The sequence below is a fragment of the Pseudomonas pudica genome, assembly GCF_015680405.1.
GTDB lineage: Bacteria > Pseudomonadota > Gammaproteobacteria > Pseudomonadales > Pseudomonadaceae > Aquipseudomonas > Aquipseudomonas pudica.
This window is the reverse complement of record NZ_JADLJS010000003.1, coordinates 128,297-151,895: the sequence shown is the minus strand read 5'-3', so window position 1 is coordinate 151,895 and position 23,599 is coordinate 128,297. Positions and strand designations below refer to the sequence as shown.

The 23,599-nt window shown below is 55.5% G+C and carries 19 protein-coding genes and 1 pseudogene; 11 read left to right on the top strand and 9 right to left on the bottom strand.

The genetic code is table 11. The features are described 5' to 3' along the window. Positions 1–2: 2 nt before the first annotated feature. The gene (ppnN, locus tag IRZ77_RS03760; protein WP_046615244.1) at positions 3–1,376 is read right to left on the bottom strand and encodes a nucleotide 5'-monophosphate nucleosidase PpnN; all 1,374 of its coding nucleotides are present in this window, start codon (positions 1,374–1,376) and stop codon (positions 3–5) included. Positions 1,377–1,585: 209 nt separating this feature from the next. Further along, a complete protein-coding gene (locus tag IRZ77_RS03755) occupies positions 1,586–2,647 on the bottom strand; it encodes a YeiH family protein (RefSeq protein WP_085599145.1) in 1,062 nt (353 codons plus the stop codon). A 111-nt stretch (positions 2,648–2,758) separates the two neighbouring features. On the opposite strand from IRZ77_RS03755, the gene IRZ77_RS03750 reads away from it, so the two are divergent. Next, entirely contained in the window at positions 2,759–3,646 is an 888-nt protein-coding gene (locus IRZ77_RS03750) for a LysR family transcriptional regulator (RefSeq protein ID WP_108480618.1), read from the top strand. 11 nt (positions 3,647–3,657) lie between these two features. Here IRZ77_RS03750 and IRZ77_RS03745 read toward each other — a convergent pair. The 6 genes and pseudogenes from IRZ77_RS03745 to IRZ77_RS03720 all read right to left on the bottom strand — a co-directional run. Further along, positions 3,658–3,999 (bottom strand): annotated as a pseudogene (locus IRZ77_RS03745) (nicotinate phosphoribosyltransferase); the annotation flags it as partial. A 434-nt stretch (positions 4,000–4,433) separates the two neighbouring features. Continuing rightward, entirely contained in the window at positions 4,434–5,321 is an 888-nt protein-coding gene (locus IRZ77_RS03740; RefSeq protein WP_196172962.1) for a hypothetical protein, read from the bottom strand. 174 nt (positions 5,322–5,495) lie between these two features. Further along, the gene (locus IRZ77_RS03735) at positions 5,496–6,083 is read right to left on the bottom strand and encodes a hypothetical protein (protein WP_196172961.1); all 588 of its coding nucleotides are present in this window, start codon (positions 6,081–6,083) and stop codon (positions 5,496–5,498) included. Positions 6,084–6,179: 96 nt separating this feature from the next. Beyond that, complete coding sequence (locus IRZ77_RS03730) at positions 6,180–6,974, bottom strand: hypothetical protein (RefSeq protein WP_196172960.1); 795 nt, start codon at positions 6,972–6,974, stop codon at positions 6,180–6,182. Between the two features lie 234 nt (positions 6,975–7,208). Next, positions 7,209–7,868: a hypothetical protein gene (locus tag IRZ77_RS03725; RefSeq protein WP_196172959.1), complete on the bottom strand. Its 660-nt coding sequence runs from the start codon at positions 7,866–7,868 to the stop codon at positions 7,209–7,211. Positions 7,869–8,655: 787 nt separating this feature from the next. After that, positions 8,656–10,224: a TIGR04141 family sporadically distributed protein gene (locus tag IRZ77_RS03720; protein ID WP_196172958.1), complete on the bottom strand. Its 1,569-nt coding sequence runs from the start codon at positions 10,222–10,224 to the stop codon at positions 8,656–8,658. A 201-nt stretch (positions 10,225–10,425) separates the two neighbouring features. Between IRZ77_RS03720 and IRZ77_RS03715 the strand changes: the two genes are divergently transcribed. Beyond that, entirely contained in the window at positions 10,426–10,614 is a 189-nt protein-coding gene (locus IRZ77_RS03715) for a hypothetical protein (RefSeq protein ID WP_230386333.1), read from the top strand. A gap of 305 nt (positions 10,615–10,919) precedes the next feature. Here IRZ77_RS03715 and IRZ77_RS27250 read toward each other — a convergent pair whose 3' ends face one another. Continuing rightward, positions 10,920–11,303 carry a helix-turn-helix domain-containing protein gene (locus IRZ77_RS27250; protein WP_408003925.1) on the bottom strand — a complete coding sequence of 128 codons (384 nt, stop codon included), beginning with the start codon at positions 11,301–11,303 and terminating at the stop codon, positions 10,920–10,922. Here IRZ77_RS27250 and IRZ77_RS26875 point away from each other — a divergent pair. The 9 genes from IRZ77_RS26875 to IRZ77_RS03670 all read left to right on the top strand — a co-directional run bounded on the left by IRZ77_RS26875 (position 11,187) and on the right by IRZ77_RS03670 (position 23,342). Further along, positions 11,187–11,432 (top strand): hypothetical protein, encoded by a 246-nt coding sequence (locus IRZ77_RS26875; protein WP_230386334.1) that lies wholly within the window; start codon positions 11,187–11,189, stop codon positions 11,430–11,432. The genes IRZ77_RS27250 and IRZ77_RS26875 overlap by 117 nt on opposite strands. A 128-nt stretch (positions 11,433–11,560) precedes the next feature. Beyond that, positions 11,561–12,286 (top strand): metallophosphoesterase family protein, encoded by a 726-nt coding sequence (locus IRZ77_RS03705; protein WP_196172955.1) that lies wholly within the window; start codon positions 11,561–11,563, stop codon positions 12,284–12,286. A gap of 204 nt (positions 12,287–12,490) precedes the next feature. After that, positions 12,491–12,913 carry a DUF6957 family protein gene (locus IRZ77_RS03700; RefSeq protein WP_196172954.1) on the top strand — a complete coding sequence of 141 codons (423 nt, stop codon included), beginning with the start codon at positions 12,491–12,493 and terminating at the stop codon, positions 12,911–12,913. A 41-nt stretch (positions 12,914–12,954) separates the two neighbouring features. Further along, positions 12,955–13,683 carry a metallophosphoesterase gene (locus IRZ77_RS03695; RefSeq protein ID WP_196172952.1) on the top strand — a complete coding sequence of 243 codons (729 nt, stop codon included), beginning with the start codon at positions 12,955–12,957 and terminating at the stop codon, positions 13,681–13,683. Positions 13,684–13,779: 96 nt separating this feature from the next. Further along, the gene (locus IRZ77_RS03690) at positions 13,780–14,001 is read left to right on the top strand and encodes an MbcA/ParS/Xre antitoxin family protein (RefSeq protein ID WP_329603697.1); all 222 of its coding nucleotides are present in this window, start codon (positions 13,780–13,782) and stop codon (positions 13,999–14,001) included. Between the two features lie 166 nt (positions 14,002–14,167). Further along, on the top strand, positions 14,168–14,881 hold the full coding sequence (locus IRZ77_RS03685) for a hypothetical protein (protein WP_196173004.1): 714 nt from the start codon (positions 14,168–14,170) through the stop codon (positions 14,879–14,881). A gap of 306 nt (positions 14,882–15,187) precedes the next feature. Next, positions 15,188–15,499 (top strand): hypothetical protein, encoded by a 312-nt coding sequence (locus IRZ77_RS03680; RefSeq protein WP_196172950.1) that lies wholly within the window; start codon positions 15,188–15,190, stop codon positions 15,497–15,499. Between the two features lie 195 nt (positions 15,500–15,694). After that, positions 15,695–16,048, top strand: a complete 354-nt coding sequence (locus IRZ77_RS03675) for a hypothetical protein (protein WP_196172949.1) — start codon at positions 15,695–15,697, stop codon at positions 16,046–16,048. Between the two features lie 667 nt (positions 16,049–16,715). Further along, positions 16,716–23,342, top strand: a complete 6,627-nt coding sequence (locus tag IRZ77_RS03670; RefSeq protein WP_196172946.1) for a DUF3320 domain-containing protein — start codon at positions 16,716–16,718, stop codon at positions 23,340–23,342. Positions 23,343–23,599 lie beyond the last annotated feature (257 nt).

Below are 23,599 nucleotides of genomic sequence, written 5' to 3'. Positions count from 1 at the left end.
ACTCAGGTCACCACCTGGTAGCACGGTACATACGCCGCGCCGCCAGGTAACTTCATCCGATGCTGGTCGACGAACGCCTGCAACAGCCGGCCCAGTGGGTCCAGCACGGCGCTGTCGCCACGGATCTGGTACGGCCCGTGTTCCTCGATCAGGCGGATGCCCTTGTCTTTCACGTTGCCAGCAACGATGCCGGAAAACGCCCGGCGCAGGTTGGCGGCCAGTTCGTGAGCCGGCAGCTCGCGGCGCAGGTCGAGGTCGGCCATGGCCTGGTGGGTCGGGTCGAACGGGCGCTGGAAGCTCTCCTCGATCTTCAGCAGCCAGTTGAAGTGGAAGGCATCGTTGCGCTCGCGGCGGAACTGCTTTACCGCCTTGAGCCCTTCGACCATGTGCCGGGCAACTTCAGCCGGGTCATCGATGATGATCTCGTACAGGCGGTGCGCCGCTTCACCCAAGGTGGCGCCCACGAAGGCATGCAATTGTTGCAGGTACGGCTCGGCGCTGCGCGGGCCGGTGAGTACCACCGGGAAAGGCAGGTCCTGGTTGTCCGGATGCATGAGGATGCCCAGCAGGTAGAGGAACTCCTCGGCCGTGCCGGCACCGCCCGGGAAGATGATGATGCCGTGGCCGACCCGGACGAAAGCTTCCAGACGCTTCTCGATGTCCGGCAGGATCACCAGTTCGTTGACGATCGGGTTGGGCGCTTCGGCGGCGATGATGCCCGGCTCGGTGAGGCCCAGGTAGCGGCTGCCGTGCATGCGTTGCTTGGCGTGGGCAATGGTGGCGCCCTTCATAGGGCCCTTCATCACACCCGGGCCGCAGCCTGTGCACACGTCCAGCTTGCGCAGGCCCAGCTCGTGGCCGACCTTCTTGGTGTACTGGTATTCCTCGCTGCTGATCGAATGGCCACCCCAGCACACCACCATCTTCGGCTCCACGCCCGGGCGCAGGGTGCGGGCGTTGCGCAGCAGGTGGAAGACATAGTCGGTGATGCCCTGGGAGCTTTCCAGGTCGATGCGCTGGCTGGCCAGCTCGCTTTCGGTGTAGACGATGTCGCGCAGTGCGCTGAACAGCATTTCACGGGTGCTGGCGATCATTTCGCCATCGACGAAGGCGTCGGCCGGGGCATTCAGCAGCTCCAGGCGCACGCCGCGGTCCTGTTGATGGATACGTACCTCGAAATCCTGATAGGCCTCGAGTATGGTCTTGGCATTGTCGACATGGGCGCCGGTGTTGAGGATGGCCAGGGCGCACTGGCGGAAAAGGGTGTAAAGGCTACCGGTACCGACTTCACTCAGTTGCTGCACTTCACGTTGTGACAGCGTCTCCAGGCTGCCTTTGGGGCTGACGGATGCATTGATGACATTGCGTTGAGGCATCTAAGTCTTTCCTGTGCGGGTAAAACATCCTTCTTTGACAACACCATACCGAGAAATGTGGACGGCAACGAGGGGGGAGTGGAAAAAGCTTGAGACCAGGCTGGCTTCTTCGCGGGCTTGCCCGCTCCCACAGGGGCCGCGCCGCTTTCAGGCTTGCGCTGGACCTGTAGGAGCGGGCAAGCCCGCGAAGCAGGCGACTCGGTCTCAAGTCATCCCAACAGCTTCTGCACACCCAGGGTAATGGCCACGCCACCAAACACCAGCCAAAGGTTGAGAATCGCCCCGGTGGCCAGTGCCCGCGGCCCGGCCTGGCGAATCTGGCTGAGGCGCGTCTCCATCCCCAGCGCGGTCATGGCCATGGTCAGGGCGAAGGTATCCAGGCTGTTGATCGTCTGGGTCAGGCTGCCCGGCAACACCTGCAGCGAGTTCACCAGTACCAGCGCGAGGAAGCCGAAGGCGAACCAGGGCATGGCGATGCGCCCATTGCCCTGTGCCTGGCCCGGCTGGCGCGCGCGGCTGATCCAAAGGCCCACCACCAGCAGTACCGGTACCAGCAACATCACCCGGGTCATCTTGACGATGGTGGCGATATGCGTGGCCTCGGGGCTGACGTTGCTGGCCGCACCGACCACCTGGGCCACTTCGTGAATGGTGCCTCCCAGGAACAGCCCGGCACCCATGGTGTCCAGGTGCAGCCAGCCGGCATTGATCGCCAATGGGTAGAGGAACATCGACAGGGTGCCGAACAGCACCACGCTACCTACCGCCATGGCACTTTTATGCGGTGCACTGCGCAGGGCCGACTCGAAGGCCAGTACCGCGGCGGCGCCGCAGATGGCGCTGCCGGCTGCGGTCAGCAAGGCGGTATCGCGGTCCAGCTTGAACAGCTTCATGCCGCACCACAGGCCGATCAGCAGTGTGCTGGACACCACCAGCAACGACACGATGAGCCCGGACCAGCCGACTTCGGCAATTTCCTGCAGGCTTACCCGCAGGCCAAAGAAGGCCACGGCAATGCGCAGCAGGCCGCGGGCCGAAAAGTTGATACCCGCCGCCCAGCTTGCCGGTACACCGTCACGCAGTGCATTGCCGTAAAGCGCACCGGCGACGATACCGACGATCAGCGGGCTGATGCCCATGTTGGCAATGGCGGGCAGGGCAGCCAACTGGGTGACCGCAAGCGCGAACAGCGCGACGAACAGGATGCCATTGAGCCGCCCTCGGGTAGAGAGGGTAGGAGCAAAGGCGGGGTTGGACGGAGCCGTGGCCATGTGAGTCCTCCGGAAAAGTGTTTCGACATGGCTTACGTTAGTCTGGTTATAAGCTTATAAAAAATCGTAATTTAGGATGGAAAATATCCGTTTAGCTGATATTTTTCATTCATGACCCCAGAACAACTGATAACGTTTGCTACCGTCGCCGAGCACGGCAACATCAGCCATGCGGCCCAGGCCCTGCACTTGTCGCAGCCGGCGGTGTCTGGCCAGCTCAAGTTGCTGCAGGAGGCCTTTGGCGAGCCTCTGTATCAGCGCGCCGGCCGTGGTGTGCGGCTGACAGCAGCCGGCGAGCAATTGCTGGCCCATGCCGAGCGCTTGCGCGAAACCTTCCGTCAGGCCCAGGCATTGCGCGAGGCCATGCGCGGGCTGGAGCGCGGCACCTTGCGCATCGGCGCCAGTACCACGCCGGCAAGCTACCTGCTGCCTTACCTGATTGCCGATTTCCATGCCCGCTATCCGGAAGTGCTGGTGAGTACTTCCAACGGCAACACGGCGGAAATCGTCGCTGCGCTGGATAGCGTCGATATCGCCCTGATCGAAGGGCCGCCTGGGCAGGAACTGCCATTGGGCACGTCGGTGACGGCGTGGCGGGAAGACGAGATCGTGGCCATCGTGCCGCGTGCTCATCCGCTGGCTGGCAGTGACCGGCAGACACTGGCATCACTGGGGGCCTACCCGTTGGTGTTGCGCGAGAGCGGCTCGGGTGTGCGGCAGATCGTCGAGCGGGCATTTGCCCGCAGCGGCGTGGCGATGCGCGTGGCGCTGGAAATTGCCGGGGTGGAAGGGGTGAAGGAAGCGGTGCGGGCCGGGATGGGGATCGGTTTTGTATCGGCGATGTCGATCCGGCATGAGGATGGGGCTTTGCAGCGGTTGCAGGTCGTGCCGCAGGCGCTGGTGCGGCGGTTTTCAATTCTGGTGCCGCATGCCGCCACCCCCTCGCGGGCTGCGGCGCGGTTTCTGGAGTTGTGTGTTGGTCTGCAAGAGGTGGGGTGACTGTGCAGGCCTCAATCCACCCGAAAGACATGCTTCAGATAGGCCACGAAGTTCTCATCCCGGCACTGTGTCTTGCCCGGGCTGTCGGAAATCTTGGCTACCGGGGCCCCATTGCACGCTGTCATCTTGATCACGATGTTCATCGGCTCCACCCCCGGGATATCGCAGGTCAGCCTGGTCCCAATGCCAAAGCTCACATTGATCCGCTCATGCAACGCCCGGTACAACCCCAGCGCCTTGGGAAGGTCCAGCCCGTCGGAAAAGATCAGGGTCTTGCTCTTCGGGTCGATCCCCAGCCGCTCATAGTGGGCAATGGCCTTTTCCGCCCAGGCCAGCGGGTCGCCCGAATCGTGGATAGTGATCCCAAGGACATCCCACAACTCCACCGCCACGATCTAACTCGTTGTTCTACGGGGACTATTTTTAGGAGTATTTCTGGGACTGAAATTTTGTCCAATCCTAAATCTGCGTTCGACTCTTTGACGAGGAAGCAGCACTCTGGACTGAATGATTGCCTCTTTCCTGAAATATTAATCCGCACATTTTTCTGCCCGCCCAGTGAGAGTACTGGCCTGTCAGCTACCGCTTCGGGGTTGTAGGCTGATCGCAGCAGCTCAGCTCTCATCACCCGAACCCACTCACTCATGCTGGGGGAGGGAGCCAAAGAGCCAAGGAGGCGAGGTGGCGAACGCCACCCCGCGCCGATTGAGATTCACTTGGAAATGCGCTTTTTGGATGTGGAGTAGGAAGCTTGAGTAGAGAAGGGGCGCTGATTGATGCAGCCACTTCACCTGCTATACAACAAAACTGCCGAGAGACGCATGGCGCGCACACGGTGCTTCCCTTCAATTCCTGCCCTCTGAATCCACCCTTCAAACATGCGAGTAAGCGTCTTAATACCTGAGCCCAGATCATCAGGTGTTTTGATGAACAGATAGTCTCCTCGTTTGAGGCCCGCATCTTTAATGTACTGATAGAACAGGTCGATCTGGGCTGGAGACAAATGGACATTAAGGAGCCTAGAATACTTATCCTTCAACATGTAAATACTCATAGGGAAGCCTACCTGCGCGGTGACAACCTCTCGGGCTCGGAGGCCTTTAGCTAGCAGCACATACATGCATCTCTCTTTTAGGTTTGCAGATGTTTTGACCACAATTTCCAGTTGTGCAAGCTGTTGCTCGGTCAATATCTGATTTTTCCAATCAAGGCGATTCTTGAAAGCTTCGTGAGGCTTCGTCAACTCTTCAATGGGCTGCCCAGGCCCAACAGCTGACTGCGCTGTCGTATGCTGCACCTTTGTATGCACATCTTGCAGCTTAAGATTTTGGTAAGCCTGGAGGCGATGCAGCGAGAGTGAGGCCAGTAACGCATCCACATCAGCTATTGAGGCACCTTCAATTTTGAAATGCGCAATGATGAACGCTCGGATGCTTACTCTAACCTCAGTTTCACTGGGTGCATGGATCAAGTCTGAGCTAGAAGGGGGGGATTCTTTGATCAGAGACTGCTGGAGATGATGGCAATCCTCGTAACCAAGCCCTCGTGCCAATATCTCCTGTGCTTCCATAAGACTCAACCCATTAGCACCTGGCCAACCCCGTTGAATTCTCCTGGCGGTCTGCTTGAAGGCTCCGGTACGGAGTAGATCAGACTGTAACATAGGAAAGCGCATGGCATTTCTCCGTTGTCAGAATGTCGGCTGTTTCTGACTTCCGTAGAAAGCATGCGAGAGGGCATGCGGAGGATGAAGCACCTGTGGCTAATGCCTTTGCGAGCCGACCGCATGATTCAGGCTAATCAATCATAAATCCTAGCACAGTGGTTTTCTCTGTCCAAAAAGCGTGAGTCAGAGCCCGAGATCCAACTCTAAATTCATTTCAACCAAATGCTCCGGTGCGGTTCCAGATTCGACCCACCAGCCCAGCGCCTTGATGAGAAATGCTTCCCAGATTATTTCAGGTACAATGACGTTAACATGCATCTTCTTCTTGCCGTGTATAGTCTTGCCCGGAGTCAACGCTTTACGAAACAGCGCCAGTGTTGTCTCGGGAACTGCCGGCCGACCACGTCGGTCAGCTAACATCACAAACGGAAGTAAATAAGATTTTTCTTGGTGTTGGGTAGCTGTATCTTTCAATTCTGCTAGCAAAAACTTTTCATCCTTTAGGAGTGTAATGGTATTTAATATTGCCCACGTGTCAAGTTGAGTGAAGCGAAGTAGATTGCTGGTGAGTTTTATTGGTGTGTATTTTAAAAAGGCTTCAAGTGATATGGATCTTTCGCAAGTGTAGCAGGCTGTCATGAGCGAGCTTTTGTGAAGGAGGCTGGATGTTGTTGTTTTTGCTAGCGTCTTATTTAATATTAAGCTCCTGTTTGGGGAGGTCGAGGGAGGTAAAGTTACACTTGTGGGTGTCTGCTGATTGCCATTGCTCATGATGTGCTCCTTGGTAGATGCTGTGTTCAGCGCAGAGGCGAACTGCGAAGAATGACCGAACATGAATTTCAACGCGAGACGAATATGGGGAGGCAGCTACTCTTCGATGATGAGAAAGCTGTTGTAAGCAAAGAAGTTTATAAGCAAGTGTCTGACGATATTGCGATTCTCAAAGGCCAATGGCTCCGAATAGCCAGCCCTTATCGCCTGCTCAACTGCTTCATACTCTGCATACCTCATGAAGCTTGCAGAGCTATTTTCGTCAAGATGGAGTTGAGACAGTTTTACATTAGGATGGCGTGTCACCAATCCCTGCATCAAACCGCAGATCGCATTGCCCTCTTGAGTTCCTTCATCTTGAGGTAGCTTAGAAAGGTATGCGGCGAGCAATTGGCTAAAGTAAGAAAAATCTTCTTCGTTGAGAGTGTTTCTCAGAGCGCCAAAATCGAGACGGATCACCTTGTTGGCCTCGGTACATTCAAATAACGACTCGTAGCGCCTGATTTCTAGTTGGGTGGGGTCGCGAAATAACAAGTAAATCATGTTGCATTCATACTGAGATTCTTCGATGATTTTGGCTGCAGATTGAACGTCGATGGCCACGTTAGAAGCCTGCTCAGCGCAAACGGCCCGTAATACATTCGCAACCTCAGTTTTTTCAAGCTGCATAGTCACGTTTAAAAATCCTCTGAATGCCATAAGCTCATCATAATTGATGTTGTTTTCATCAGTAATGCGCATGACTCCCAGATATGTCCGAAAGGCTGCTAGGCCACGACGGCGGATATCGATCGGGCTCCCGTCGTTCAGGAATTTCGGAAAATTCTCCCCCTCGCTTCTTTCATCATGCTCGGTCAGGTTGTGTAGCCAAATTTGCGTGAAGGTTATCATCTCAATGCTGGGCCTCTATGTGAGAGTTGCGCTTTCGACGGGGCGAGAGTTGAAGCTTGGTTACTTATTTCCTATTGGCTGACGTCTTCGTATATGGCGGTGGGGTATTAACAAGTGGATTGGTAGGAATTGTGTTTGTGAGTTGGTATCTCCTCTGGGTATAGATTGGGTGCTTTAACCTGGGAAGTTTTGGGTTGCTAACTGGAGTCAGAATGAGGGCGATATTAGTGTGTGCTAGAAGGGCGGTTCGTCGTCTAATTTGTCGTTATCAGAAGAGTCAAGTGCTGACTGGCCATCATTCATTTCCGACTCAGCCCGCTGGCTGCTCGCAATGTCATCCATGACCTGATTCCACTCTTCCCTGAATAGGAAGTGATCTAGGCTGATATCCTCAATCCCTAAGCTCTCTACGGCGAGGATACTTTGAGCGTATTCGCGAAACCTACGGCCCTCTATGGAGGGCTGGATGTCCTGCTCGAACAGAATGCGTAACTCCCAGCTATCACAGATGACATTGGTCGCGATGCAACGCCAGAACTCCTCGAACTGCCCTGTGATTTGACGAAATGAAGGATCCACGAGAAGCGTCAGCAGGCCTTTTGAATGATGAATCAGCTGGACGGGTGCGAGCACGTCGCACGCTATGGCTTCTTCAATGACGTTGAATAGTCTCGAATCAGTGCCGTCTAACTCCCAAAGTACGGCAAATGTTTGAATGCCCACGCTCAAGCGATAACGTCCGTTTGCATCCATGTGTTGGTGGGTAGAGTAAATCGAGCAGACCATACGTCCGTCTTTGCGATCAAGCAGGTCGTGCTCAGCGAAAAAGAATCGTGAGCACCGGGCAATCTGGGGTTCTCTGCGCTGCAGGGTGACCGATTCTACCTGTGACATGATTGATGCTCGCGAGTAGATGTTTCGAGCGAGGATAATTGGTCGCTCCATATTTGCAAGTGCGACCACAGCGTCTCGTTAGGGAAGGCAGGTAGATGCAGAAGGGTCGAGCAAAAAACTTGAGCCAGGACGTGGGGTTACCAACTTTTTTCTATTTAAGCATATATTGATAGTTGCCAAGTATCGGACGAATGGTTGTTGCTAGGTGTCAGCATCGCTTACGCACACTGCTGTGCGGGGAGGGAAGCGCTCAGTCAGTTTTAGTAATCTATGGATGGAGTTGCCTGTGTGGACTAAAAATCTGTAGGAATTGGTTTAGTTAGTTGCTGGTCATAGAGTCTGCCGTCTCTGGTAATGCCAGTATTGATGTAAGGGCTTTATCTTTACAAGCTTTTGGTGTGGCCGTTAGCGCTGGGCAAGACACGCAGAAATTGCCTGGCGGGCTCGTGTAAAAGTTAAGAGTATGTGGCTCCGTGTATGATTAATCCGAGTCGCGTTGGTTTTGTAGATGCCTTAATCGTTATGATTAGGCCAAGTAGGAGGAGCCATATTACATCAGTGGTACCCTGGATAATTCAAGATCTATGGGCTTCCAGTTTGATGGCCTGCTAAACTTTTGGCGCCACTCGTTTCGACTTGTCATTCATGCGCCATCTGCGCACTGTTTCGTCGGACAGTTGGACGCCCGCCTCTTCGAGTTTGAGGAGATGGTAGGCGGGCGTGCAGTGTGGCGGCGCTGCTCACAAATATGTGATGCACCGTCCTTTGAGGCCTTGTCGTAGAATGTTCAGGCTGCGTCAACGTCTCTATTGCTAATCCGGCACACCTCGACTTGGTAGCCCATTGCAGTAAGCCGCTGGGCAAATTGCCTGAAGTTGACCTTCGAGAAAAACGGCATGTGCAGTTCTGCATTGGGTTGCATGATCGCGAACACGATTTTGTTGCGCGGCTGGGTGGCCGGGTTGAAGGCGAATTGGAAACCACCCAGCTCTGCCAGGTGTGCGTTCACCTGGGTAACCACATCCGGTGCATTGATCAGCGCCTCGGCGGACACATAGGCCTGTGAGAAGAGGTGGCTCAGCACGCTCGACGATGAGTACTTCTTGACGTGGATGATGTGGTTATCAGGTGTGAGCAAATCACAGAACTCGAACGGGCCGCCTGCGCCAGTTAGTCTCACCAGTTTTTGGTCGAGTAGATAGAAATTGACGTTGTCAGCAATGCGCCGAAGGTAGGCGCCTTCATGGTCAGTGCGGTAGGGAGGAAACACCAGGTTGCACGGTGTTGCGGCCTCAAAAAAGTGGTTCACTTGCTCGGTGTAGTCGCGATCAATCTGGTACCAGTCACCTTCGCTCAGCAGATATATTTTTCCTTCGTGCTCGATCTCCGCCTCCAAGCACATGTACAAAGGCCAAGTGGCGAGTCGTTGTTCGTCCGCGCCGTAGAGGTAGATGCGTTCGGAATCAAGAAGTGGGCGAGTTATGCCTCCTAATAGGTGCTTAGCGAGCAGGGCTTGACGAAGATCCAGATCGAATGAGATTGCTGGGCCATTGTGCGCTCGGGCACTGTGTTTAACATAGCCGAAGCCGCTGACGTCATTACCAAGCAGCTCAGGTGCCGCTGCGCGGACGCAGTCGAACCGCTCGGCATTCATCGCTTCTACCAGCACCCTGTCCAACTGTCCTTTGAGGGCAGCGTCGCGGACTGGGACGATGAAGTCCATCCAAGGATATTTTTCCTTGCAGTGCTCATCCTCGTACGCTGTCAACAGGCGGAGCGCGATTTCAGGGAATTCTTCGAGCTTTACATCGGAATGGAGCGCCAATGAGTCCGACCCGCTGACGTACTCCCCCTCATCCTGGTCGTTCTCCACAATCCCGGTCAGAGATTTGAGGATCTCCGAATCGAACTTGAAGTCGAACTCCGATATCGACAACAGCCTTGATGACTGCGCCTTTGAGCGCAGCGGGGTGCGGTCAATGTTGGATTTCTCCACGGACTTGATCAGCAGTGGATCGGTCAAGCTGAGCGCTGTACGTAGCCCGAAGTAGCGCTCAATCGCGAGCGGATCAATCAGGTGCCTGGCATGGCCAAAGGTAAAGCAAAAGACCCTGTCGTTGATTGCCAGAACGAGCAGGGCTTTGAGCGATCTACCGGTCAAGTCGAGGTCGGCCACCTCCGGGACTGCGCCAAAGAGCTGCGTCCACTTTGGATGGGAAGGATTCCTCTGGTGGTAGAAAAGGCATTCAACTTCGCCCAATGCAAAGGCGATAGGTCGTAGGTTGACCTCATCGGAAAGCGCGTCCTGGACGGTTCGCCCCTCCTTGAGCAAGAACACATTTATAGTGATCTTCACGCGTCACTCCTTGACTCCTCGGCTTGATGTTAAATTGGCATCTACCTCTGTGTCCGTCAAGCCGCGTCAGTGACATGCTGAGCGACGTACAAGTCCATTGTTGCAATCATCAATTGAAGAGTGTGGGCTGCTCGTTAGCGCTACTCTGTTGGTTACCGATGAGACGCATATGGAGCAGCAATGAAAAGGAATGTTGCGTCAATGCTCATGCCCGACGATCCCGTTATGCGGGAAGCCATCGAGGCAATGAAGCGTTATCACCAAGCCCAAGAAGCAGGGGAGGCCGATGTAGAAGTAGAGCGGCTGAGATTGACTGCAGAACAGCTATTTCAGTCCATCAGCGACTACCAGCTTGCAGCGCTAGGGCATCAACCTCTGGTTCGCCACTGACAAGGGGGTTGAGCACCCTTGTGCCGATGAAGGGGGCATGGTTGCGCAATGTTCCTTAGCCGTAGTTGAGCTTAGGGAGCAAATGGCCTACGCATGGCGGTCGCTTGGCGTGGCATCAGACAGGCTTAGTTTGCCGACGAAGCTGATCCGTCTCTGATGTCAGAGCCGCACGTCGATCAGGCGAGACTCTCTTTGGGCGAGGGGAGCCGTCTGGTAGGACGACGGTGAGCCCGTAAGACCCAAGACAAATTACAGCTCATCATTTTTGAAGCGAGTCAGCTAGCGACCAAGGCACTAGGGATCATCTACCAATGCCTTCCCACAGTCTGCTTGGAAACCCCAAGCTCCCGAGCCACCTCAGCCTTGGTCAACCCTTGGCTCTTCAGTCGTTGCACCTCTTCCCGACGCTCATTGGCCGCTGCCACTCTGGAATGTGTCCTGGTTTCAGGCCTGATCGCGAGCGGGGCGATCGACCCACCCAGGGTGCCCACCTCTTTGGATACCTGCTTTAAGAGATCGGTAGGTCGCACAACCTCATCTGCCCCGTATGCAAGCGCGAGGAGGGTAAGGGGATGTACACCCAGCTGTCGTGCGATCTCATCCAGCTTCTCGACCGTAACTCCTCGTTCACTGCGTTCGATCCGGCTGAGGTGAGCGGCGGTGACGCCTTCCTCAAGGTCAGTAAGCACCACTCGCTGTTGCTGGCGAACGTGGGTCAACGCTGCGGCGATCGCTTGCCTGAGCATTCGGGAGTATCCCTAAAATCCGACTGTATGCCCGGTTTGCGCAGTTCCGCTCAATGTCGTATAGTCAAATGAATGGAACTGTTGCGATTCGCTGCGCGTCCGTGAGGGCAGGTTGGCCCGTCCAAGCGCAAGCCATGGACAATTTCAATATATCGCTTAATCGAAGACACCGGGACTGAGTCAGTCCTGCGGGTAGCTGTATGAAAATTTTGGTCTATTCCGATTTACACACCGAATTCGAGGCGTTCACGCCGCCGGCGACGGAAGCTGACCTGGTCATCCTGGCCAGTGACATCGGCACTAAAGCACGGGGTGTAAAGTGGGCCAACGAGACCTTCAGTTGCCCGGTCATTTACACCTGTGGAAATCACGAATTTTATGGTGGTCACCTGGATAAAACGCTCGAAAAAATGAAGGTGGTCGCAGCACCACACGTGCACGTCTTGGAGAACGAATGCTGGGTTTGGAAACAAACCCGGTTCCTGGGCTCGACAACGTGGACTGACTTTTCATCAACGGGCTCAAGGGATCTTGGGATGCGAACGGCCCATGAGCGAATGAATGACTTTATGGCCATTCGCGTCGATACCAGCGACCGCCGCTTAACGCCTGCAGATCTGGTCGTGCGCAATGCAGCATCGCGCGCCTGGCTTGCCCAGCAGCTAAGCACTCCGTTTCCTGGGCGTACGGTAGTGGTAACACACCATGCCCCGCTGATCGGTTTAGTCGGTGGGCCGCGTGAGCACCTGATGGCAGCCTACGCCAATCATTGGCCGGATCTCGTTGCGCAGGCAGATCTTTGGGTCTTTGGTCACACGCATCACCCGGTTGACCTCGTCAAATATGGCTGCCGTGTGGTGTCGAATCCTAGGGGCTATCCCGGTGAGGGGCTGCAGTTCCGTCCTGAATTCGAGGTTGAGATCTGATGGATTCCAGCGGCACTGAGGCTGCGAGTTTCAGACTTCATGGCAGGGTATACCAGCGAAAACGGTCGGCGGATTGATCACAGACAAAGCGTTGAAGGCTCGCGCTAGCTCTTGATAGGCGGTGGAAATAATTCTGGCAAATCGCGAACGAAAGCGATGGCTAATCACTCAGGTATCGGTTCTGACAACAACAAAGGTGGGAAGGTGGAAGCAGCACAATTGGCGCATTTCTTTCTCGATGGCGCAGAGCATGTGGAGGGCCTGCCATTGGCGGATGACGAGCTGGTTGAGGTGGCCAAGAAGCGCTTCGGAGCAAAACCCTTCTGCGTGATAAGGAGCTGGATACTGCTCGACGTGATGGTCTCGGATAAAGACGAAAGAACCCTGGAGGATCAGGGCCTACATCCTACAGTCATGCTAGGGCGCGAGATCGTTTTCGACAGTCGCACTCAAGGTTCACGGCCAGGTGGGCTGAGGTCGAGCTTCATGCATGCACTGGTTGAGTCGGTATTTGAGAGCAAGGACACGCTTTACTACCTGGCAGGGCCGGGTTTTCGAAAGTACACGAGTCTAACGGCAGTGCTTACGCTCGATAACGTGGGCGAGGTTACTCAGGACGCGACTTGAAGAGGCGACCCACCCTAAGCCACACGGAGCACGGGCACCTGATGAGGATTCTGATCTACTCAGACTTGCACTTGGAGTTTGTTGGCTTTGAGCCACCTCCGGTAGAGGTTGATCTGGTCGTATTAGCTGGCGACATATCGATGCGTTGTCGCGGGGTGACATGGGCAAATGAGACGTTCCGATGCCCGGTGATCTATGTCTGCGGCAACCACGAATTTTACAAATCGCACATTGATCGAACGCTGATCAAAATGCGAGCTGCAGCTGCGGAGCATGTCCATGTCCTAGATAACCAATGTCTGATCATCGGTGGGAGCCGGTTTCTGGTGGCGACCGCGTGGACAGACTTTACCTCGACGGGTGACTACAACGCTGCGATGAGAGACTGTGCTGAGTGGATGAGTGACTTCAGGCGTATTCGAATCGGAGAGGATTACAGGAAGCTTCGGCCAGCCGACCTCATTGCTCGGAACATCGCCAGTCGTGAGTTCCTGCTCGCGGAACTGGCCAAGAATTTTGACGGCAAGACCATAGTGGTTACACACCATTGCCCGATTGCAGAGGTAGCCGGAAATGGCCATGAAGGCCACCTTGCGGCGGCTTACTACAACCAATGGCACGACTTGATCGAGCAGGCGGATGCGTGGTTTTTCGGTCACACACATCATGCTATCGACACTGAAGTCTTGGGCTGCCGCTTGGTCTCGAATCCCAAGGGCTATCCAGGTGAGCGAACGGGGTTTGCTCCTGATTTCGTGATAGAGATCTGACCATACACTGCGCCAAATTTTATCACTTTATCGACTTCTTAGAGCTACGAAGTAAGGTGGCGTCATGAAAACTCTTGGAATTCATCGTCCACCCCCATGCTCGACGTTAGCGTGCTCGGAGCAGCCATGAATTTTGAGAAGCTAATTCAGCATCAAGCCGAGCAAGTGTTTGGCAGCAAAGCCAAGGCCAACATTTGGTTGTCGCAGCCTAGGACTGTTTTCAGTGGCGCCACCGCATTGGAGTGCGTACGCGATGAGGCGGGATATCGAAGAGTCAGAGGTGTGCTAGATCGCATCGAACACGGGTTCGTATCCTAGTCGGATCTTCGCGGGGGCGGTTAACTCTAGGGCTCAAAAACATGTATAAATCCAGGCTTCAAATCGCGCTTCGCACAGTGGCAGGTATTAGGGGCAGGGAGAAATTTTCTTTCACTAAGCGCTGTATCACTGAATTCAATCTGTCCGTCATTCCTGGAGGGCCGGAATGAATGATTTATATTCCGAGTGGGGCCGTTTTTGTTTGAGGTATCGACAGGTGACAGAAGCCTCAGATTTTGCATCCCCTCGCGTTGACCTTCCCCAGTCTGATGGGGTAGCGGAATTTCGAATTGCGGCCAATTTCTCTGGCGGTAAGAAAATGATTGGCACGCTATTTTTCGTACCATATTACGAAATCGACCCGTTACCCATTACCTTCCACCACAACGAGGCCATTGCGAGCTTAAGGGAAGGGTATTGCTTGCTAGTCCCTGTTGCCTTTGGTACGAACTGTTCGGAGAGCGTATGGCCCAAGTCGATGATGGAACTAAATATTTTTATTGCCGATTCGACCGGTTCTCCGCGACTCCTTGAAGATTGGATTGTGGGGAGGCGTCGCGAGCTTAACAAGCTACTGATGGTTGTGCTAGTTCAAGACAATATTTGTTATGGATACCTACTAGGCTCTCCGAGAGATGGGGGATTCACTGGGACTCGTGTAGTACCTGTTTTCTTCGACCGACTTGAGGAGCTTTCATTTGAAGATCGCGTGCTGATTGAACTGGAACTCAGTGTAAAGCATCTCCAAGCGCTCATCAGGCACTCTCGTCAGCTACAACCCAGTTCTGGCGACGCAATAGAGGATCAATGTTTGCGTTATGCGCTCGATGAGCTTGCGAGTGCGCTGGAAATGGGCGCAGGTAGATTCCGTCCGACCTAACATAATGCCTGCCAGGCCCACCGCATCCAGAGCATCCACGTCAGCCAATGCTGCCATGACCGGTATCTACTGAGGCATAAACATCTGACTCTAACATTGCAGGTAGGGAAGTTTAACGGATCTTATAAGCCTTTGGACGGCTGACAAGGCCTCTCTATTCCTCCTATTATCACGCGCATGACCAAGAACGCACGCATTCGGTGAAGCGCTTCGGCATACGAGACTGCGGTTGAGCTCGGTTCGCCTGGTCGCCGATCGCCAGCCTGCCGTCCAACATGGGGCGAAGCCATTTTCTAGGAGCCAACAGTGAAAATTACCGGGCTGGTCGAGATTGAGGCCATCACTGATGTCACGTGTGACGTCTGCGGTAGCTCTACGCGCATGGCCGCGGGCAGTTACCAATATGGAACCCTGCAAGCCCACTGGGGATATGGCAGCGACCACGATGGCCAGCGCTTTGAGGTACACCTCTGTGAGCACTGCTTTTTCCAGACCCTGGCGTACGTGAAGCAAGAGCGACGTGTTCAGCACCTGTTCAATGATGAGCCGTTTGCTGAGAGTGCTGATTTGGGCCTGGTTGACCGGGACGATTACTTCCAGGGCCCGCACCACCGTTGAGTGGTCGACCATCGACCAGCCAGTGAAGAGATTTTCGTCAAGGTTCCAGCGCTCACATCAGCTGGGCCAGATGAGGGGGAGCGCCGACTATCACCGCGATCACTCGGGCTAATGCGGTTTCAGTACCAGCGCGCATATTGATGGCCTTTTGCCCTGCGCAGCCATCATGGCCTCCTGGGCGACCGAGCGCCTGAAATGGACAGCACGATCATCACTGAAATCTGGAGGCGCGCCTCGGCTTGTTGCGGCGACGAATTCGTCCACGTTCTGAGCGGGTTGCTCGACGAATATGAGCGTAAACCTGGCAAAGACGAGCCTGTTCGAATCACTGCCGAATGGGTAGGCCAGGATGCTTACACTTCACTAGTCGTAGCCCTGAATGCAAAATCTCGCCGGAATGTCAGGTACTACGACCAGGGCTGGCATATCGAGCTGCGATCGCGTCTATGGACGCACATCTGCAGGGGCATACAGCATCGACTGGTGACGAGTGGGTTGGCGCCCGAAGCCATCACTGAGGATCTCCTGGCTCTCGAAATCGGCGTTTGATGCGATCTATTGGACGGGATGCGGTTTTCACGGCACCTCTAAGCGAATCATCGACAGGCTAATAACCTGTTGTCTGTCACCGACCGGAAATTTCAGCCCATTGTGAACGGATTCATCCACCGAGCGCTGCGCGCCTTGGCATTGAACGCAAAATGAAAAGCAGCGGCCTGCGGCCAATGAAGCGATTGCCCCGAGCCCCAAGGGGCCGATCTGTATCAGTTCCATCGTTGCAACACGAGATTAGAAGCAAAACGGCATCGAAAAGCATGTGGCCAAGATCGCGGGAGAGACGGAAGAAATGCAGCGGAGCAGATCTCGCTTTTCTTTGGGTCTCAAATATAGAACTCCGTCTCACAAAAAAAATTGACAGACCAAAACGACGACTTATTTTTGAAATGTGATGAGCGTCACACTTTTTCCCTGTTCTCACTGAAGTCGGTCACGGCTGGGGGATCTGCGGTCACCTAGCCGATCGACATGCCCCAGATTGTTCGTCGTGGCTCACCTGCCTATCCTGGCTGTCGCATGGATTCGTGCGCCTTACAACGACCAAAGGATCATTACGCCTGAAGCTGGAAGCGCTATCATCCCGCCATCAGCTCAAGAGGGGCTCCTTGGCCGGCCTAATCCGGCACTCCCTTGGGCATAACGACAAGGAAGGTTGCGCATGGACGACATCGTTCAGCCCCTCGCTGCTCAAGAAGAAATCCCGCCTAAAGAAGTCAAGATTCTGGCCACGTTGGTGGCGAAGCTGAACCTTGCCGACTTCCAGAACGCCATTCCCGTGATTCGGGAACTTCGCATCGCGAACGAGACCGAAGAACGCTTCGTCAATGTGACCCTGACATTGACCTCAGAGCCTGAGGTGTTCAAGGCCAAGGTCTGGCGAATCGACGAAGTCGCACCTGACAGCTTTCGAGTTATTCCGGGGCTTGATCTGGTCTTGGATGGCCCCTTGCTCAGTCGTCTCACAGAGGCGGAGCTTTCGACTTTTACCTTTGTCCTTGAGACCGATGACAAGGCGTCCGAGAGTGGTCGGAAGGAAGTTGCTCGCCTAGAGCAGGTTGTAGACCTTTTGCCGCGTAACCAGTGGGGTGGGCTTCGTCATATCCCAGATATGACTGCCGCTTTCGTACAACCCAATGATCCGGCAGTTGAACGGTTGTTGAAGCAGACGGCTGAATTGCTACGTCTCAGTGAGAAGTCTTCGGCGCTCGATGGCTACGAGGGTGGTGCGAAGCGTGTCTGGCAGCTGGCGTCAGCAGTCTGGGGCGCCGTGGCACGAATGAAGCTTGATTACGCGTTGCCACCGGCGAGCTTTGAGCAGACTGGCCAAAAGGTGCGCAGTCCCAGCCAAATCGCCGACACTGGTTTGGCGACCTGTATGGATCTCACTCTGCTTTTCTGTGCAGCTCTTGAGCAAATTGGGCTGAACCCGGTGATCGTCTTTACCCGGGGGCATGCCTTCGTGGGGCTGTGGATGAAGCCGGAAGAGTTTACGACGGCGCTGGTGGATGATGTGACCGCGGTGCGCAAACGGGTGAAGCTGCGCGAGCTGGTGCTTTTCGAGACCACCCTCGTTACTCAGAACCTTGCTCCGTCTTTCTCCTATGCCGTCGAGCGCGGAGCGAAGCAGATAGCTGAAGACTCAGACAGCGACTTCGAGATGCTGCTAGACATACGTCGCGCACGTCTGCAGCGCATCAAGCCCCTGGCGAGCTCCGAGGCTCAGATACCACGAGTTGCTCTGGAAGTCCCGGACGAGGCCGCACCGCTGCTGGTTGAAGACGGCCTGGACATGCCAGATGAAGTGCATGAGGTGGTCGTCGAAGATCTTTCCAAACTCGATCCTGCTGATCGTCTAGGCCGCTGGCAGCGCAAACTGCTGGATCTGTCGCTTCGAAATAACCTTCTCAACTTCAAGACGGGCAAGCGGGCTTTGAAGCTCGAGTCTCCAGACCCGGGTGCTCTTGAGGATGTACTGGCCAGTGGTCAGTCGCTGAAGCTGCTCACCCGTCCAGACCTCATGGATGGTGCTGATCCGAGGGAGCGCGCTCTGTATGAGCAACGCGAGCGTGAGGATGTTCGTCGCCGGCATGCCGAGGATGCGCTTAAGCGCAGAGAGGTGTTCGTTGCGCTGACATCCAACGAGATGGATGTTCGACTCACCGAACTGTACCGAGGTGCTCGCACAGCGCTGCAAGAAGGCGGCTCCAATACGCTCTTCCTGGCCATCGGCTTCTTGAGTTGGACTCGTGAGGACAGGGCAGGGCAGAAGTACAAGGCGCCATTGGTTTTGGTTCCGGTTACGCTGGAGCGCAAGAGCGCTCGCTCCGGATTCACCATGGTGCTCCACGATGATGAGCCGCGCTTCAACCCAACCCTTATTGAAATGCTTCGGCAGGACTTCGAGTTGGGCTTGGGTTCCCTGGAGCACGAGTTGCCTCGGGACGATTCTGGTCTTGATATCGCCGGCATTTGGAACAAGGTCGGACATGCCATCAAGGACATCCCAGGGTGGGAGTTGAGCGAAGACGTCGTGCTGTCGATGTTTTCATTTGCCAAATACCTCATGTGGAAGGATCTGGCCGAGAACGCTGAGCATCTGCGGCAGAGCCCTGTCGTTCAGCACCTTTTGGATACCCCACGCGATTCGTTCGTTTCGGATACACCGTTCCCAGAGGCGCAATCGCTGGATCGTGATTACGGCCCGACCGATGTTTTCTGCCCACTGCCATCAGACTCATCTCAGTTGGCTGCAGTGATGGCGGCAGCCAAGGGCAAAGACTTCGTATTGATTGGCCCACCCGGTACCGGCAAGAGCCAGACGATTTCCAACATGATCGCTCAGTCGATTGCCCAAGGGCGTCGCGTGCTGTTCGTCTCGGAAAAGATCGCCGCGCTGGATGTCGTGTATCGTCGCCTCCGTGAGATTGGCTTGGGTGAGTTCTGCCTCGAGTTGCACTCAAGCAAGGCTCGGAAAACTGATGTGCTGGCCCAGCTGCAGTCCGCTTGGGAGGCGAAAGGGCAGGTCGACTCTGCTGCATGGGAGGTTGAGGCTCAGCGCCTCGCAACGCTGCGCGATAGCCTGAACATTTACGTGGAGCGGCTGCACCAGCGTCATCGCAACGGTTACACCATCTACGGTGCGATTGGCACCGTCACTTCGGGTGGCGATGAAGCTGTTGCTCCTGTTGGTTGGGCGTCACCTGACACGCATGACCAGAAAGCCATACTAGAGCTTCGTGAGTTGGCCGATCGCCTCGAAGTGAACGCGCAGGCTGTGGGATACGGCCTTTTAGTGGGCAATGCGTTGTCCGCTATAGGCCAGGCGGAATGGTCACCCCATTGGCAGCAACAGCTGGTGCAGGCAGCTCGCGATGTATTGCCTGCTGTGCTGGATGTGCAGCGGGCGGCTGATCGGTTCGTTGAGTTGGTTGGGTTCCCGACTTCGGAATACACCGCGACAGCACTGGAGGGGTTGTCAGTCCTTTCCCAGGCACTACCCGCGGCAGCAGGGCAGGATTGGCGCTTCGCGTTGCGGCCTGATGCCCGCTCCATATCCCAACGACTGAGCGATGGCTGTGCGTGGGTTGAACAACACCGAGAACTCAACGGCAAGCTTTCGCCGCTCTGGCCTTCACGCGTTGTGGCGGAAGCGAAGCAGGGTATCGAGTTGCTACAGCAACGTCGCATCACCTTCGGTGAACTCAGCCCAGCCTGGCCGGCGAGTGTCACCGATGTCCTTGCTCAGGCGGTGGCACTGCTTGGCCAAATAGAAGAGCTCAAGCAGCAGCTCAGTGCGACCTATGGCGATACCATCGAATCGCTCGACATCGATCTGTTGCTGCGTGAGTGGAAAGAGGCCGAGGAATCGTTCTGGCCAAAGTCCTGGTTCGGTAAGCGTCGTATCGCAGGTTTGCTAGCCCCGACTCAAACCACTGCAGGCGAGGCCGATCACGGTAAAGATTTGGCCATCTGGGCAGAAATCCGCGCCGTGCGCCGTGCTATTGATGAGCTTGAGCCCGGACACGAGTGCGTTGCCGTTTGGCAAGGTTCAAAGTCTGTGGCTGAGCAGCTTTCAACGTCGATCAAGCTTCAAGAGGCCATTCGGCTCCAGCAAGCAGACTCGGACTGGATTGATGATGGGCTCCAGTTGGTCGAGCAAGGCCAGCTGGGTGACGCCTTGAAGGAAGAGCTGCGACGACTTCGCACGCTGACGCGCCTTAATAGCGATATGGCCGCCTTGTCCGACCTTGGCCCGACCACTCAGCAGCTTTGGTGCGGCAAGGACACAAACATTGAACTCCTTACTGCAGCGCTGCGTTTCCAGGCTGAGCGTCGAGATATCGAAGAGCGTGGTCGCCTTGTTGATGATCACCCAGAAGTGCAGGAGGGCCGCTGTGGAGCGTTGCTTAAAGGTGACTTCGACCTGTTAAAGCAGCGGGCAGCGGTTGAACGTGATCTGTCCGACCTGGCTGACCTGCGAGAGCTGGTACCGGTCTGGAGTGACCTGAAGACCAAGCTTGAAGTTGCACGTCAGGCTGTGGTGTTCCAAGGGCAGGTAGCAACGGCTATTGCGAAGCTCGCGCTGAATCCGGAGCACATCGCAGCTTACAAGGCTCCCCTCCAAACGCTCTTGGGAGATGGCAACGCCTTGCTAGAGCCTGAAGGTGCGATAGCTCTCGCAGGCGTGGCCCTTCGTGAAAAGCTTGCGTTGTTGCAGGAGCGTTCATCGCATCTGACTTCGATCGGTCACTTCACCGAGGCCGGGGCTGATGAGACCGCACATCTTTCGTTGAATGACCTCAAGAAAAATTGCGAGACCGTCGTTTCTTCCGAGGCGCGACTCAAGGCATGGTGTGCTTGGAGAAAGGTGCGCGATGAGGCTTTCGCCGTTGGCCTCGCCCCAATTGTCCAAGCTATGGAAAGCGGAGCAATCACCTCCGGAAAAGTCCGCCGCGTCTTCGAGGTGAATTACGCTCGCTGGTGGCTGAATACCACTGTCGATAATGAGGAAGTGATCCGGACGTTTGTCAGTGTTGAGCACGAACAGCGTATTCGCGATTTCCGAGCGCTGGATGACAAGTTCACCGAGCTGACGAAGGACTGGCTCCGTGCTCGGCTGTGTGCTGACCTGCCAAGTCAGGACAGCGTGAGCCGCTCTTCTGAGTGGGGCTTGCTGCGTCATGAAATGGGCAAAAAGACCAAGCACATCCCTTTACGCGAGCTTATGACGCGAGCACCAGAAGCGTTAACGAAGCTTACGCCTTGCTTACTGATGAGCCCGCTTTCGATTGCCCAATACCTGCCGCCCGCATCGACCCCGTTCGACCTGGTTATCTTCGACGAGGCCTCGCAGATTCCAGTTTGGGATGCGATTGGTGCGATGGCGCGAGGAAAGCAGGTCGTAATGGTGGGCGACCCGAAACAGCTCCCGCCGACCTCGTTCTTCGACCGTGCGGAGTCTACGGCTGATGATGAGGACGTCGAGGCTGATCTCGAGAGCATTCTGGATGAATGCATCAGCGCAAACCTGCCGATGCGGAATTTGAACTGGCATTACCGTAGCCGTCACGAGAGCTTGATCGCCTTCTCGAATCAGCGTTACTACAGCTCGAAGCTGGTGACGTTCCCATCACCATTCACGACTGATAAGGCCGTGCGGTTGTGTCCAGTAGCAGGCATCTACGACAAGGGCGGTTCACGTACGAACCTGATCGAAGCGAGAGCCCTGGTCGCTGACCTCGTCGCTCGCCTTCAGTCGCCAGTCTTCCGTGAACGCCGACGCACCGTGGGTGTGGTCACGTTCAACGGAGAGCAGCAGAAGCTCATCATGGATATGCTTGATGAGGCATGCCGGAAGGATCCGTCGCTCGACTCGTATTTCGCTGAGTCTGAGCTGGAGCCTGTGTTTGTGAAGAATCTGGAGAGTGTTCAGGGCGATGAGCGAGACATCATCTACTTCTCGACTACCTACGGGAAAGACGCTGCCGGCGTGATGTCGATGAACTTCGGCCCGATGAACCGTCCTGGAGGCGAGCGTCGCCTGAATGTTGCTATCACACGTGCTCGCCAGGAATTGGTGCTGTTCTCGACCCTTCGTCCAGAGCACATTGACCTTGCCCGGACGCAAGCGGTTGGGGTGCGTGACCTGAAACACTTCCTCGAGTTTGCAGAGCGGGGCACACAGGCCTTGGCAGAAGCCAACTTCGGCAGCGTAGGTGGGTTCGACAGCCCGTTTGAAGAGGCGGTTGCAGCTGCCTTGGCCAAGAAGGGTTGGCAAGTTCACACCCAGATTGGCGTCTCGTCGTTCCGAGTCGATTTAGGAGTCGTTCATCCCGATGCACCTGGAAGGTTCCTTGCCGGCGTTGAATGCGATGGTGCCACCTACCACCGCAGTGCAACTGCGCGTGATCGCGACAAGTTGCGGGAGTTTGTATTACGCGGGCTTGGCTGGGAGATCGTGCGAATTTGGTCGACCGACTGGTGGGTTGATGCTGTAGGGACTGCGGAAAAGGTTCATCAACAATTGACGGAGCTCCTGACTGAGTCGAGAGCCAAGCAAGCCATCATCGACGCTGCGCATGAGGCGGAGCGCTTGAAAATCGATGCCGCGATGGCTGAAGTTATTGAGGTGGTGGATCAGGTTTCTGTTGTAGCTTCGGCCTCTGTTGTTGAAGCCAACGACCCGTCTGGCGCATTACCTGAGTTGAAATACGCTAGAGCTGCGGCGCCTCAACCAGTAGAGGAAGTTGTGGTTCCCTATGTTCCAGTGGAGCACCTGGTTTACAAGGAAGCAGACCCTGCCGAGGCTGTGGAAGGTATCGATCCAGACCGATTCTTCGAAGCGAGTTACACGGCTACTTTGGAACAGATGATCGCCCACGTGGTTTCTGAAGAGGGGCCTGTGCTTGATACGGCACTTGCACGGCGTATCGCGCGTGCTCATGGTTGGGTCAGAACCGGCTCACGCATTCGTGATCGTGTCGATCAAATTGCGCGGGCTCGATTCCGTTCCCATGAAGAGGAGCAGTCCGGAACGTTCTTCTGGCCCGTGCATCTACACTCGGAGGCGAACGTCGTCTTCCGTAGACCTAATGATGACGATTCAATTCGCCCTCTCGCTGACATCTGCTTGCCCGAACTGCGGGCTTTGGTAGATGAAATGACCAAGCTGGGCCATGTAGGAGAGGGGCTCGTCTACGCGGTGGCAAAGGAGGCTGGGGTTAGTAAGCTTGCCCACGCGGGTCGTCAGCGTATCGAAAAAGCGATAGCGCAAAACGTTAAGTGATATCGGAGGGGGCTCTGGCAGAGCCCCTTTTCGTTTCGCACCAAATAGATGCACTCCTCTCGACGCGCCTTCGCTGGAATGTGCGCGCGGAGACAGAACTTTGTAAAAGCGACGTCCTTTTCGGACAAATGCATGTCCTGCCAGAGCGATTTGCTAACCCTGCTCCGAGCAATAATCCTCATAACGGCTCGCCTCGCGCCATAGGCCAGTCGCTGTGGTTTTCACGAGTAAGCAGCCTCGCTTCATAATTCCAACGC